We start from the raw sequence: 12,987 nt of genomic DNA on the forward strand, positions 1-12,987 counted from the left end.
TGACTTTCAGATGCGTCCCGACTTCTCTTCGATTTCCTACAACGCCGCCGCGGCCCCGGCCGCGCCCGCCGCCGCCGAAACGGCCGCCACGCTCACGCCCGAGGGCATTGCCATCAAGCCCGTGTACACGGCCGCCGACGTGGACCACCTCGACCACCTGAGCTTCGGCGCCGGGCAGGCGCCCTACCTGCGCGGGCCTTATGCCTCGATGTACACCCAGAACCCCTGGACCATCCGGCAGTACGCGGGCTTCAGCACGGCCGAGGAGTCGAACGCCTTCTACCGCCGCAACCTGGCCGGCGGCCAGAAGGGGCTGAGCGTGGCCTTCGACCTGGCCACCCACCGGGGCTACGACTCCGACCACCCCCGCGTGCAGGGCGACGTGGGCAAGGCCGGCGTGGCCATCGACTCGGTGGAGGACATGAAAATCCTCTTCGACCAGATTCCGCTCGACCAGATGTCGGTATCGATGACCATGAACGGGGCCGTGCTGCCGGTGCTGGCCTTCTACATTGTGGCGGCTGAGGAGCAGGGCGTGACGCCGGACAAGCTGGCCGGCACCATTCAGAACGACATTCTGAAGGAGTTTATGGTGCGCAACACCTACATCTACCCGCCCGCGCCGAGCATGCGCATCATCGCCGATATTTTCAGCTACACGGCGGCGCACATGCCCAAGTTCAACTCCATTTCCATCTCGGGCTACCACATGCAGGAGGCCGGGGCCACCGCCGATTTGGAGCTGGCCTACACCCTGGCCGACGGCCTGGAGTACGTGCGCGCCGGCCTGGCCGCCGGCATGAAGATTGACGAGTTTGCCCCGCGCCTGAGCTTCTTCTGGGCCATTGGCATGAACCACTTCATGGAGATTGCCAAGCTGCGGGCCGGCCGCCTGCTCTGGGCCAAGCTCATCAACCAGTTCAACCCCACCAACCCCAAAAGCCTGGCCCTGCGCACCCACTGCCAGACGTCGGGCTACTCCCTCACCGAGCAGGACCCCTACAACAACGTGGCCCGCACGGCCATCGAGGCCCTGGCCGCGGCCCTGGGCGGCACCCAGAGCCTGCACACCAACGCGCTGGACGAGGCCATTGCCCTGCCCACCGACTTCTCGGCCCGCATTGCCCGCAACACCCAGCTCTACCTGCAGCACGAAACCGACATCACCAAAGTAGTCGACCCCTGGGGCGGCTCCTACTACGTCGAAACCCTCACCCACGAGCTGGCCGACAAGGCCTGGGCGCTCATTCAGGAGGTCGAAGCCCTCGGCGGCATGGCCCGGGCCATCGAAACCGGCCTGCCCAAGCTCCGCATCGAGGAAGCCGCCGCCCGCAAGCAGGCCCGCATCGACTCCGGCAAGGAAATCATCGTGGGCGTGAACAAGTACCAGACCACCGAGAAAACCGAGGTCGAAGTGCTCGACATCGACAACGACGCCGTGCGCCTAAGCCAGATTGCCCGCCTCAAGCAGGTGCGCGCCGACCGCGACCCCGTCGCCGTGAAAGTTGCCCTGGCCGCCCTCACCGAAGCCGCCGGCGTGCGGATTGAAGACCTGACGAACACCTCACCCCCCGGCCCCCTCTCCCGCGGAGAGGGGGAGCCGAATGATTCCGTTGACTTGTCGTCAGGCTCCCCCCTCTCCGCAGGAGAGGGGGGCCGGGGGGGTGAGGTGAACCTCCTGGCCCTCGCCATCACGGCGGCCCGCGCCCGCGCCACCCTCGGCGAAATCTCCGATGCCCTCGAAGCCCAGTTTGGCCGGCACCAGGCCACCACGCGCACCGTGGCCGGCGTCTATTCGCAGGAAATGAGCCACAACGAAGCCTTCGCCCAGGCCCGCGCCGCCGCCGATGCCTTTGCCGCCCGCGAAGGCCGCCGCCCCCGCATGCTGGTGGCCAAGATGGGCCAGGACGGCCACGACCGCGGCGCCAAAATCATCGCCACCAGCTTTGCCGACGTGGGCTTCGACGTCGACCTCGCCCCCCTCTTCCAAACCCCCGCCGAAGTAGCCCGCCAGGCCGCCGACAACGACGTGCACGTCGTGGGCGTGAGCAGTCTCGCCGCCGGCCACAAAACCCTGCTCCCCCAGCTGCTGCAGGAGCTCCGGCAGCTCGGCCGCGAGGATATTCTGGTCATCGCCGGCGGCGTCATCCCCGCCCAGGACTACCAGTTTTTGTATGATGCGGGCGTGGCCGGCGTGTACGGGCCGGGTACGGTCATCGCCACGGCGGCGCTGGAGATTCTGGCGAAGCTTCAATAGAATTCTAACATAAACAACTCTATTATGCCCTTGTGTCATCAACTTAATAACAGCGCCAAATACGTCAGGCAATGGTTCAATGACCAATATGAGGTTAAAGAAGAATCAATGAGCGACTGGCTTTTGCATGATATATCAGTTAAAGAGCCTGCTATATCTTACCATCAATTTAACCGACACGAAGAATCATATATTACAGGGGCCGATTGGGAATGGTGGTTCATTCTTTCACACACGGTTTTTTTTTCAGCCCTTGTACAAGCAAAAAAATTATTCCCTAGTAAGGATAATTATTATGGTATAACGCACCGTCCGAAACCAACAAAGAAGCGCCCAACCCCTGATTTGCAAATCAAAACGCTTAGAGCTTATGCACAGAAGCACGATTTTGCGGCTCTTTATGCTTTCTATTCTTTAGAAGTAAATTCGAATTGTCCCACTAGTCGAAAAACAACAGAAGGAGTATTTATAACCTCAGCAGATATAGTACATCGTCAATTTGTTAGAACAAGAAGAAGGAAGATTCTGCCATCAAAAGTCATTGAAAAGTGTATTCCTCTTTCCTGTATGCTATGCTGCCAGCTTATCCATCTAAATTCAGGAGTATCGACTACACTTCCAGACTCTTTTTCTAATTTTCTGTTCAAAAAGTTTGGAGCGAGCAAAGTCAACAATAATATACAGGCTACTGGGAGTACAACCGCAGGTTTTAGAAGTCAACTCCCTGCATATATAGCAGATGTGCTTAGCAAATCAGCAGGAATAACCGGTGATTTCCCATTGAATCGAGACGCTACCTTTCCAGCCTGTTCTAAAGTCTTAATAACCGATTTAAGAAACTTATCTAAATAGAATAACCCCAGGCCCGCCCCACCCGGCGGGCCTTTTGCGTGCCCGAAGCCCCTGCCCGACCCTTCGAACACCGCACCCGGCGGCTCGAACACCCTTCCCGCCGCTACGAACACCGTCCCCGCCCCTTCGAACACCTGGCGCGGGGCTTCGAACAGTCTTCCCGGCCTCGGGAACACCTTTCCCGAGCCTTCGAACGGTGTTCCCGGGCTCGGGAACACCCTTCCCGACCTTTCGAACGGTATCCCCGAGGTCGGGAACACTGTTCCCGAGGTCGGGAAAGGTGTTCCCGAGGGCGAGGAAACTGTTCCCGAGCATGGTAGTATCGAACTAATCCGATACCTTGGCGCTCATCCATTCATTCTTCATTTTTACCCAAATGAAAAGAGCTGCTACCGTGCTTCGGCACTACCGCGAAGCCGATGCAACGATGCGCCAAGACATGCGCACGATGTATCAACACTACCTCACCCACCAAGCGGCGTTCCAGACCTTCAACCCGGAGTTTGATGCCGCGTTTGGCACCGATTGGCTGGCCGCCATCGACACCGCCGATACCACGCCCCCCGGTGCCGTGCGCGTGGGCGAGCTGAAGGAGGACACCGCCGAAGTGGGCAACACGATGGCTCAGGCCCAGGCCGCCATCCAAAGCCTGTTTTATTTCGTGGGCCGGGCCTTTCCGCACAATGCCGGCCGGCTGGCCACGTACGGCCGCAGCACCTACGATGCCGCCCGCGACAACCACGACAAGATGCGGGCGCTGCTGCAAACGGCTTTCACCTCCGCCACCCGCGACAAAACCGCCCTGGCCACCAAAGGCTATACGCCCGCCATGCTGGCCGCGCTGGGTGCCTTGGTAGAACAACTCACCGATACGAATACGACCCAAGAAGTTAAGAAAGGCACCAACACCGAAGAAGGCGACCACTACGTGACCACCCAAAACCTGGCCTACGGCTACGGCCAGGAGGTGAGCGCGGCGGCCAAGGTGCTCTTTGCCGAGGACGCGGCCACGCTCCGGCTGTTTCGGCTGACCGGGCCGGCCGCCCCGGCCCACGAAACCCACGAGCTGACCGTGGCCCCGGAGGAAACCGGCAGCGTGCTGCTGCGCACGCCCCTGCTGGCCACCACCCCGCTGCACCTGCGCTTGGCCGTGCCCCAGCCGGGGCAGGAGGCGGTGGTGGGCCGCGCCGGGGCCCCTGCCGACAAGCTGACGACGTACGTGACCCTCACGCCGGCCATCAGCGAGGTAGACCTCACGGCCGAGGCCCTGGGCCCGGCCGGCCAGTACGTGCTGGTGCAAAACAGCAGCCCCGCGCCGGTGCGCGTCGAAATCGTGGTGCGGGGCTGAGGCCAGCCGGCGGCCAGGGAAAGCGGCCTGGGGGAAACTCCGGGCCGCTTTTTGGTGCCGCGTAGGGCCGGGGCATTTTTCTGCGCACTTTTGCAGTCCCGCCGTTCCCACCCATGCCCGATTTCGCCGCCCTCACCCGTCTCAAAGCCGACCTCGACGCGCTGGGACCCCTGCCGGCCGAGCAGCTCGGCCAGGCGCAGGTGGCCTGGACGTTTGCGGCCGGTGCGCCGGCCGGCCACGCCCTCACCCGCCCCGACACCGAGGCGCTGCTGCTCCACGGCCTCACGGCGGCCGGCCAGCCGCTGGCCGTGAAGCTGGCCCTGCGCCAGCACCACGCCGCCGTGCAATATCTCGAAGCGGTGGTGAGCAGCGGCCAGCCCCTCACCGAAGCGGTGCTGGGCGCGCTGCACGCCCGGCTGCTGGGCCTGCCCGCCGACACCCACCGCCCCTACAAAACCCACCCCAACGACGGGCTGACCGCCGCCGGCACCGTGCGCTACCACACCCAGCCCGCCGATGTGCCCGCCCGCCTGGCCGAGCTGCTGGCCTGGTACGCCCGCGCGGCCGGGCAGCACCCGGTGGCGCGGGCGGCGGGGCTGCACCACCGGTTTTTGCGCATCAGCCCCTTTGCCGTGGGCAATGGCCGGCTGGCGCACCTGCTGCTGGGGCTGGCGCTGCGGCAGCACGGCTACCCGGCGGCCGTCATCGCCCCGGCCGACGAGGACCGCTACCAAACGGCCCTTGCCGCCGCCGATGCCGGCGAGCCGGCGGCCCTGCAGGCCCTGGTGGCCGAAACCGTGGCCGCCGCCCTGCGCCAGCAGCTGCGCGCCGCCAGGGGCGAGCCCGCCTACGCCCCCGACGACCTGCAGGCCCGGCTGGCGGGGCTGCGGCAGCGCGTGCTGGCCCGCGAAGACGCCGTGGCCACCCTCTGGAACGCCGAGCTGCAGGCCACCGTGTACGACGTGCTGCTCCGCCCCTGGCTGGCCGATGTGCAGCTGCAAACCCAGGGCTTCGACGAGTTATTTATGAGCCGGGGCTACAGCGGCGGCGTGGCGCCCGTGGTGCTGGACGAGGAGGGCGACTGGCACAGCTTCGAGGCGCAGCTGCTGGCGGCGGTGGCCGGCACGCGGGCGGCGCTGGAGGAGGTGCAGTTTGCCAAAAAGTGGCTGCACTTCCGGCAGCGGCACAACGGCTTCGACGTGGGCGTGCGCGTGGCGTTTCGCTTTCATTCCGACCATTTCACGGTGCAGCACGCGCTGTTCAGCCAGCACAGCCCCACCGGCCCCGAGGCCCTCTGGCAGGAGGAAGTCTTCAGCTCGGCCTACCTGCCGGCCTACAACTACGCGCACTTTCACGAAATCAACCACCAGCTGGCCGCCCGCCTCTACGATTTTGTGGCCGCCCGGCTGGCGGCGGCCGAGGCCGCCGCTTCTTAAACGCCTGGCCATGCCCCTGTTCGCTCAATTGCTCATCGGTTTCGTCGTCGTCATCCACGGCTACATTGTGTGGCTGGAAATGTTTGCCTGGACCACGCGCGGCCCCAAAACCTTCCGCTCGCTGCGGCCCGAGCTGTTTGAGCCCACCAAAACGCTGGCCGCCAACCAGGGCCTCTACAACGGCTTTCTGGCCGCCGGCCTGGTGTGGGCCCTGCTGATTGGCGACCCGGCCTGGGCGCGCCACGTGGCCAGCTTCTTTCTGGGCTGCGTGGCCGTGGCGGGGCTATACGGCGCGGCCACGGCCAGCCCGCGCATCCTGCTGGTGCAAACGGTGCCGGCGCTGCTGGCCCTGGCCGCCGTGTGGCTGGCCTGATGCCTGATGCCTGATGCAGCGAAGGGCATCCGGGCCTACTTTTGCGCCGTGTCTTCTCTGCAACATTACTTCCGCAACGCGGCGGCCGTTATTTCCTATGCGCCGGCCGGCTACGTGCGCCTCGACTGGCAGCCCACGGCCGTGAGCCCGCCCGAGCTGCGGGCCATTTACGAGCACGTGCTGCGGGCCATGCGCCACCACCGCGCCGTGGCCCTCATGACCGTGCACAACCAGCGCCCGCCCATGCCGCCCGACGTGCAGGCCTGGCTCATCGAGGACTGGATTCCGCGCGCCGTGGCCACCGTGGGCTACGGCCGCTGCGCCATTGTGCAGGCCGAAAAGCCCCTGAGCCGGCTGGCGGCCCGCGCCGTGGGCACCGGCCAGCAAACCACCCTCAGCTACCAGTATTTCGACAGCGAAGCCGCCGCCGACGGCTGGCTGCGGCAGGCATAGCCCGCCCGCTTGCGGCAAGCAAAATGAGGCCGGGAGTGGCCGCCCAACCTGCTGGCGCCCACTCCCGACCTCTTGCAGGTGCCTGCGCGCCTAGTCGCGCTCCCGAAACACGAAGGGCACGCCCAGCGTGCGCGACACCCGCACGGGCTTGCCGGCCACAGTGCCGGGCTCCCACCAGGGCATGAGCCGGATGAGGCGCAGGGCCTCCTGGTCGAAGCCGAAGCCCACGCCCCGCACAATCTCCGCATCGACGATGCGGCCCTTCTCGTCCACCACAAACCCCACGTACACCGTGCCGGAAGCGCGCTTGGCCTGGGCTTCTTCCGGGAAATGGGCATTCTGGCGCATGTAGGCCCGGTAGGCGGCATCGCCGCCGGGGAAGCTGGGCAGCACTTCCGAAAAATTGAGCACCTGGGGCTTGCTGGCCGCTATTTCGGTGGCGGCGGTAGCGGCGGTGACTTCGGCGGCATCGGAGCTCAGGCTGGAGGGCGCGGCTGTTTTGAGCGAGTACATTTTTACCGTCAGGGCATTGCCCACCGACACCGGCAGCGCCTGTTCCCGGTAGCCCTGGCACTTGAAGATGAGCACCGTTTTCGGCGCGTTCAGCGTGAGCAGGAAGTCGCCATCGGAGTTGGTGCTGGTGAGCAGCGGCGAGCCCTGCACGGCCACTACCACGCCCGGCAGGGGCTGGCCCTGCTCATTGAGCACCCGGCCGGCCACCACGGGTGCCACTGCCGCAGCCGTCGGCGCGGCGGCTGGCACAGATACAAAGACAGCAGGTGGCCCGCCGGCCAGCGCATGGGCAACAAGCAGGAGCGTAGCGGATAGGAGCATAAGTTGGTGGGTTTGGGGGTGGAGGAAATGAAAGCGACAACAGGACAGGCACTAGGGGTGGCACCGGGGTGAGGAAACCATTACCCGCAATCAGGAAGCAGTGGCCACAGCAGGAATAAATTGATATTTACCATGCCAGTGAAAAGCCAGTCGGTTTGGAAAATTCCATCTGATTTATTTGATAAGTTCAATAAATCATTAAATTTCAACTAAAAGCAGGTGTTATGCAACAGCGGTTTTCAGCACCAATTCCGAAGAATACGCCGCAAGTAATAACATTTTCAGCAAACCACAGCACATCCAGCATCTGTGAATCGATATATTTTTCACCAATCACAATCCTGATGCATTAACTGCACTTTTCCAACGTGAGTAACTACCCACTTTTGGCCGCTTCATGAGTTGCAGCGCAGCCACCGCCCCGCGGGGCCGCAGGCAGGCAGTGGGGCGGGGCGGCTGCCCGCCGCCCCGCCTTGCCGGGAGCGGCGCAGACAATTGCGGCCCGAGCCGGTTTAGGTACTCACCTCACCCGCGCCACAGCGCCACTTTCTATGGACCTCCAAATCGCAAACAAACTGGCCCTCGTCACGGGCTCCACGGCGGGCATTGGCCTGGCCATTGCCCGCCGCCTGGCTGCCGAAGGCGCGCACGTCATCATCACCGGCCGCACCGAAGGCCGCATTGCCGAAGCCACGGCCGCTATTCTGGCCGAAACGCCGGCCGCCGTGGTGCGCGGCGTAGCGGTCGATTTCGGCAAGGCCGATGAAGTGGCCCGCCTCCTGCGCGCGGTGCCCACGGTGGATATTCTGGTCAACAACGTGGGCATTTTCGAGCCCAAGCCCTTCGCCGAGATTCCGGACGAGGACTGGGTGCGCTTTTTTGAAGTGAACGTGCTGAGCGGGGTGCGCCTCGCGCGCCAGTATTTCCCGCCGATGCTGGCGAAGGACTGGGGCCGCATCCTGTTCATCAGCAGCGAGTCGGCGCTGCAGATTCCGCAGGAGATGATTCACTACGGCACCACCAAAACGGCCCAGCTGGGCGTGGCGCGCGGCCTGGCCGAGCTCACGAAGGGCACCGGCGTAACGGTAAACTCGGTGCTGCCCGGCCCCACGGCCTCCGAGGGCGTGGAGGAGTTCATCCGGAAGCTGGCGGCCGAGGGCAAGTCGAAGGAAGAAGCCGAGCACGACTTCTTTCAGCACGCCCGGCCGTCGTCGCTGCTCCAGCGCTTCATCACCACGGACGAGATTGCCAACATGGTGGCCTACCTGTGCAGCCCGCTGGCAGCGGCTACCAATGGCGCCTCGGTGCGGGTAGATGGCGGCGTGGTGCGCAGCATCGGGTAGGGCGCAGGGCAAAACCCAAAAAGCCGGCCAGGCGGCGCGGATTCGCGCTGCCTGACCGGCTTTTTGGGTTTTGCGTGACGGCTATTTTTCCGCTTCGGCGGGGGCGCCGCCCAGCAGGGCCCATGCTTCCGCGTTGCCTTGCTGGCCGGCCAGGTGCAGGGCGCTGAGGCCCCGGGCATCCCGGATGGTGGTATCGGCCCCGGCTTCGAGCAGCAGGCGCACCAGCGCGTTGCGGCCAAACATGGTGGCGAACATAAGGGCGGTGCCGCCGCTGCCGTTTTGCCGGTTGAGGTCGGCCCCGTGCCGAATGAGGGCGCGGGCAATTTCGGGGTAGCCTTTGAAGCTCACCCCCATCAGGGCGGTGTTGCCGCTGGCATCCGGGAGGTTGGGGTCGGCCCCGGCTTCGAGCAGGAAGTTGGTGGCATCGAGGTGGTCGTCGTAGCCGGCCAGCACTAGCGCCGAAAAGCCTTTGCCATTGACGGCGTTTACGTTGAGGCCATTGGCCAGCAGCTCTTTGAGGGCGGCAACATCGCCCCGGCGGGCGGCGTCAAACCATAATTCTTCGGGGCGGGCGGAAGTAAAATCCATGAAAATGATGCGGAAGTAAGCGGGCGTAAATGGGTCTGTATTCGAAACCGGGCGCGAATGGTTGGGCCCGGCAGCCGCCCGTTTAACCGCGCAGCGGGCCAGGAGTTGGCGGATTGCTCAAAAGCTGAGGACAATGACCAGCACCAGAATGGCCAGCAGCGTGCCCACAGCGGCCGTATTGACCACGGTTTCGGGGGCGCGGCCGGGCCAAATGCCCACGGCGGCCACGGCCCCCATCAGCAGCGGCAGCAGAAAAAAAGTGCCGTAGATGGTGCCGCCGTAGGGCTGAAACGGCGTGGGGTCGGCCCCGGCATCGGTCACGCCAATGCGCTGCACCTCGCGCAGCAGCGGCGTTTGCCACACCACCAGGTGCTGGCCTGCCCGCACCCGCTGGCTGATGGCGCTGGGCAGCCGGAAGGTGGTGTGCTCGGTGTGCACGCGGTAGGCCAGCTGCGGGTCGGAGAGGGAGGCCGACACGGACACCGGAAAGCGGCTGCGCACGGTTTCGTGCGGGTACTGGCGCTGGGGCAGGGCGCGGTCGAGCACCAGCAGCAGGCAGGCGGCCAGCAGGGCCAGGTTGAGGCGACGGGCCCACTGGGCGTAGTGGGCCATGCGCGCATCGGCCGGGCGGCGGGCAGCAGGCGCGGGCGGCGCGGGGGGCTCTTCGGCCAGCAGCACATCGTAGGCCAGGCGGCGGCGCGGGTGGGCCAGAATGCCGTAGCCGGCCTCCACCTCGGCCAGGCGGGCGCGCATGGCGGGGTCGTGGGCGGCGAGGCGCTTGAGGCGGGTGCGCTGGCGCAGGTAGCCCTGCACGATTTCCTGTGCGGTGGCCGTAGGCCCGACACCCAGCAGGCGATAGTAATTCTGCATAAGGAAGCACGGCAAGGCCCTAAAATACAGGCAGCCGGCTTATTTCAAAACGCGGCAAGGCCTCCGCCTATTGCTTCTCCGGCCACACGCCCGGCAGCGGCTCCGGAAATTGCCCGGCCGGCCGTGCACGATGCACGCCGCCCCCGCCCGTACTTCGCACCACGATGATTACTGATTTGGCCCTCACTCCGCTGCCCACTGCCACTGCCCTGCCCCCCCGCCCCGCGCCCGCCTGGAGCACGCTCACCGTAGCCGACGTGCGCGGCCGCTCGCGCCTGGTGACGTGCCAGAACATACAGCCGCTGAAGCTGCTGCAGCCGGCCTCGCACAGCCGCGCCGCCCACGTGGTGCTGAGCAGCTACGGCGGCGGCATGGTGGCCGGCGACGTTATCCGGCTGCAGGTAAAGGTTCGGGCCGGGGCGCGGCTTGTCCTCAGCACGCAGGCCAGCACGAGGATTTTCCGCTCCATCGACGGGGCCGTGGCCGAGCAGCACACGGCGGGCGAGCTGGAGGATAACGCGCTGGCCGTCATCTTCCCCGACCCGGTGGTGCTGCAGGCCGAAAGCCGCTACCGCCAGGTGCAGGAGTGGCACCTGCAGCCCTCGGCGCTGCTGCTGCTGGTCGACTGGTTCCACTCCGGCCGCATGGACCAGGGCGAACGGTTCGCCTTCACCTCCCTGCATTCGGAGCTGCGGGTGCGGGTGGCCGGCCGGCTGGTGCTGCTGGATAGGTTTGGGTTTGAGCCGGCCGAGCACATTGCCACGTCGCCGGCCAACTTCGCGGGGTATCAAACCTTCTTTTCGGTATTTCTGGTGGGCAGCCCTGCCGATGCCCGGTTTCAGCAGCTGGCCGGGGTGCTGGCCCGGCAAAAGATGCCCGGCAGCACAGGGCCGCACTTCACCATCAGCAGCCAGGAATACGTGGTTTCGGTAGCCCAGGCGCGGGAGAACGTGTGGGTGCTGCGGGCCGCCGCGCACAGCCGCATGGCGCTGCAGCCGCTGTGCGAGGCATTGCTGACGGCGCTGGCGGACGGGCCACTACTGGGCTACAACCCGCTGGCGCGGAAAATGTAGCGCGGCCTACAAAGCCCGCGCTACTGGCTACCGCCGGTCCTCGCGCACGGCGGCCAGCGCCCGCGCCTTGGCGGCCTTGATGTGAGCGATGATGTCATCCAGGCCGTGCCCGTCGATGGCGCGCGCAAACAGGAACGGGCCTTCGCCGCGCATCTTCTTGGAGTCGCGCTCCATCACGCCGAGGTCGGCTTTGATGAGGTCTTTGAGGTCGATTTTGTTGATGATGAGCAGGTCGGACTGGGTGATGCCGGGGCCGCCCTTGCGCGGGATTTTGTCGCCGCCCGACACGTCGATAACGTAGATGGAGTAGTCGACCAGCTCGCGGCTGAAGTGGGCGGCCAGGTTGTCGCCGCCGCTCTCCACGAACAAGTAATCGAGCTGGTTGTCGAAGCGCTGCATGAGGCCTTCAAGGGCGTCCATGTTCAGGGAAATATCCTCCCGAATGGCCGCGTGCGGGCAGCCGCCGGTTTCGACGCCCACAATCCGGTCTTCATCCAGCGCGCTGTGGCGGATGAGGAATTCGGCGTCTTCGCGGGTGAAGATGTCGTTGGTGACCACGCCCAGCCCAAACTCGTGGCGCATACGCTCGCACAGGGCCTTAAGCAGGGCCGTTTTGCCCGTGCCCACCGGCCCGCCGATGCCCACCGTGAAGGCGCGCTTGCGGAAGTTGCGGTAGCTGGGCAGACGGCGGGTTTCGCGCTCATTAAAGTCGCCGGGCGATTCGTACGCCTCGTGCTGGTGGCCGTGGAGGAGCAGGGCGAGTTTTTCGACAAAAGCCATGTGGGTAAAGGTGAGTGTAGGGGCGGGGCTTGCCCCCGCCCGGGCGTTAGGACTGAATTGACGACTCCGTTCAACGACGGGCGGGGGCAAGCCCCGCCCCTACTAGTTCTGAAATAGTTTGGAATAAATGTCCTCGTGCAGCACCTGCGCCACCTCCAGCAGAAACGCCGAGCGAGTGGCCCCGGCATACCCTTTCCCCGCCTGCGCCGCCAGAATATGCTCGAACACGGCGTAGAAATCGTGCTGCAGCCGGTGGCCCTCCAGCGGCCCCAGCAGCCCCAGGCGAATGGCAGCGCTGAGTTGGTCGCGCAGCAGCATGTGCAGGTACATGGCCTGCAGCTCTTCCAGCCCGAAGCCGACGCGCTGCAAAGCCAGCGTGAATACCAGCGTGAAATGCGGTGGGATATTTTGACTGCTGAACCACTGCGTAATGGTTTCCAGCTCAGCTTCCGGGTAGAACGTGGCCAGCAGTTTCAGCCAGCTGCGGCCCTGCGCGGCGCTGGCTTTGGCCAGGCCGGGCACGAGCAGCTGGGCATCGTATTCTTCGGCAACGGTTTGGAATTCGGGGCTTTTTTCGGTGAGGTGGAAGGTGGAATGGATGAAAGGCAATTCGGCGCTGCCGGCCTGCTGCAGGTAGGAATACAGGTAATTCCGCAATGCAAATGGCGTGTTCACCAGCCCGAACGTGATGCCGCTTTCCAGCCCGTAGGAGTACGCGAAAGAGCCGGTGGGAATGGCTGAATCGACGAGGTGCAGGAGGCGGGCGAATTGCATGGATTG

Annotated in this window: 13 protein-coding genes; 8 read left to right on the forward strand and 5 right to left on the reverse strand. The window is 64.9% G+C overall.

Features of this window, described 5'->3' with window-relative positions:
• Positions 1-10 precede the first annotated feature (10 nt).
• The 6 genes from scpA to ACYVHT_RS06855 all read left to right on the forward strand — a co-directional run bounded on the left by scpA (position 11) and on the right by ACYVHT_RS06855 (position 6,719).
• Positions 11-2,257 (forward strand): methylmalonyl-CoA mutase, encoded by a 2,247-nt coding sequence (gene scpA, locus ACYVHT_RS06830; protein ID WP_460549323.1) that lies wholly within the window; start codon positions 11-13, stop codon positions 2,255-2,257.
• 24 nt (positions 2,258-2,281) lie between these two features.
• Positions 2,282-3,109, forward strand: a complete 828-nt coding sequence (locus ACYVHT_RS06835) for a DUF6615 family protein (protein WP_460549325.1) — start codon at positions 2,282-2,284, stop codon at positions 3,107-3,109.
• Between the two features lie 376 nt (positions 3,110-3,485).
• Positions 3,486-4,457 (forward strand): hypothetical protein, encoded by a 972-nt coding sequence (locus tag ACYVHT_RS06840; protein ID WP_460549327.1) that lies wholly within the window; start codon positions 3,486-3,488, stop codon positions 4,455-4,457.
• A 113-nt stretch (positions 4,458-4,570) separates the two neighbouring features.
• Positions 4,571-5,893, forward strand: coding sequence for a Fic family protein (locus ACYVHT_RS06845; protein WP_460549328.1), 1,323 nt, complete (start codon positions 4,571-4,573; stop codon positions 5,891-5,893).
• Between the two features lie 10 nt (positions 5,894-5,903).
• Positions 5,904-6,266, forward strand: a complete 363-nt coding sequence (locus ACYVHT_RS06850; RefSeq protein ID WP_460549330.1) for a DUF1304 domain-containing protein — start codon at positions 5,904-5,906, stop codon at positions 6,264-6,266.
• A gap of 48 nt (positions 6,267-6,314) precedes the next feature.
• Complete coding sequence (locus ACYVHT_RS06855; RefSeq protein WP_460549333.1) at positions 6,315-6,719, forward strand: hypothetical protein; 405 nt, start codon at positions 6,315-6,317, stop codon at positions 6,717-6,719.
• A 90-nt stretch (positions 6,720-6,809) separates the two neighbouring features.
• Here ACYVHT_RS06855 and ACYVHT_RS06860 read toward each other — a convergent pair whose 3' ends face one another.
• The gene (locus ACYVHT_RS06860) at positions 6,810-7,553 is read right to left on the reverse strand and encodes a TonB family protein (protein ID WP_460549335.1); all 744 of its coding nucleotides are present in this window, start codon (positions 7,551-7,553) and stop codon (positions 6,810-6,812) included.
• A 551-nt stretch (positions 7,554-8,104) separates the two neighbouring features.
• Here ACYVHT_RS06860 and ACYVHT_RS06865 point away from each other — a divergent pair.
• Positions 8,105-8,896 (forward strand): SDR family NAD(P)-dependent oxidoreductase, encoded by a 792-nt coding sequence (locus ACYVHT_RS06865; protein WP_460549338.1) that lies wholly within the window; start codon positions 8,105-8,107, stop codon positions 8,894-8,896.
• An 81-nt stretch (positions 8,897-8,977) separates the two neighbouring features.
• On the opposite strand, the gene ACYVHT_RS06870 is transcribed toward ACYVHT_RS06865, so the two are convergent.
• Both ACYVHT_RS06870 and ACYVHT_RS06875 read right to left on the reverse strand, forming a co-directional pair.
• A complete protein-coding gene (locus ACYVHT_RS06870) occupies positions 8,978-9,484 on the reverse strand; it encodes an ankyrin repeat domain-containing protein (protein ID WP_460549340.1) in 507 nt (168 codons plus the stop codon).
• Between the two features lie 117 nt (positions 9,485-9,601).
• A complete protein-coding gene (locus tag ACYVHT_RS06875) occupies positions 9,602-10,354 on the reverse strand; it encodes a hypothetical protein (RefSeq protein WP_460549342.1) in 753 nt (250 codons plus the stop codon).
• A gap of 164 nt (positions 10,355-10,518) precedes the next feature.
• Between ACYVHT_RS06875 and ACYVHT_RS06880 the strand changes: the two genes are divergently transcribed.
• Positions 10,519-11,427, forward strand: coding sequence for an urease accessory protein UreD (locus tag ACYVHT_RS06880; protein ID WP_460549344.1), 909 nt, complete (start codon positions 10,519-10,521; stop codon positions 11,425-11,427).
• Between the two features lie 27 nt (positions 11,428-11,454).
• On the opposite strand, the gene ureG is transcribed toward ACYVHT_RS06880, so the two are convergent.
• The gene (ureG, locus tag ACYVHT_RS06885) at positions 11,455-12,207 is read right to left on the reverse strand and encodes an urease accessory protein UreG (RefSeq protein WP_460549346.1); all 753 of its coding nucleotides are present in this window, start codon (positions 12,205-12,207) and stop codon (positions 11,455-11,457) included.
• Positions 12,208-12,309: 102 nt separating this feature from the next.
• Complete coding sequence (locus ACYVHT_RS06890) at positions 12,310-12,981, reverse strand: urease accessory protein UreF (protein WP_460549349.1); 672 nt, start codon at positions 12,979-12,981, stop codon at positions 12,310-12,312.
• Positions 12,982-12,987: the final 6 nt, after the last annotated feature.

The organism is Hymenobacter daeguensis (assembly GCF_054780555.1).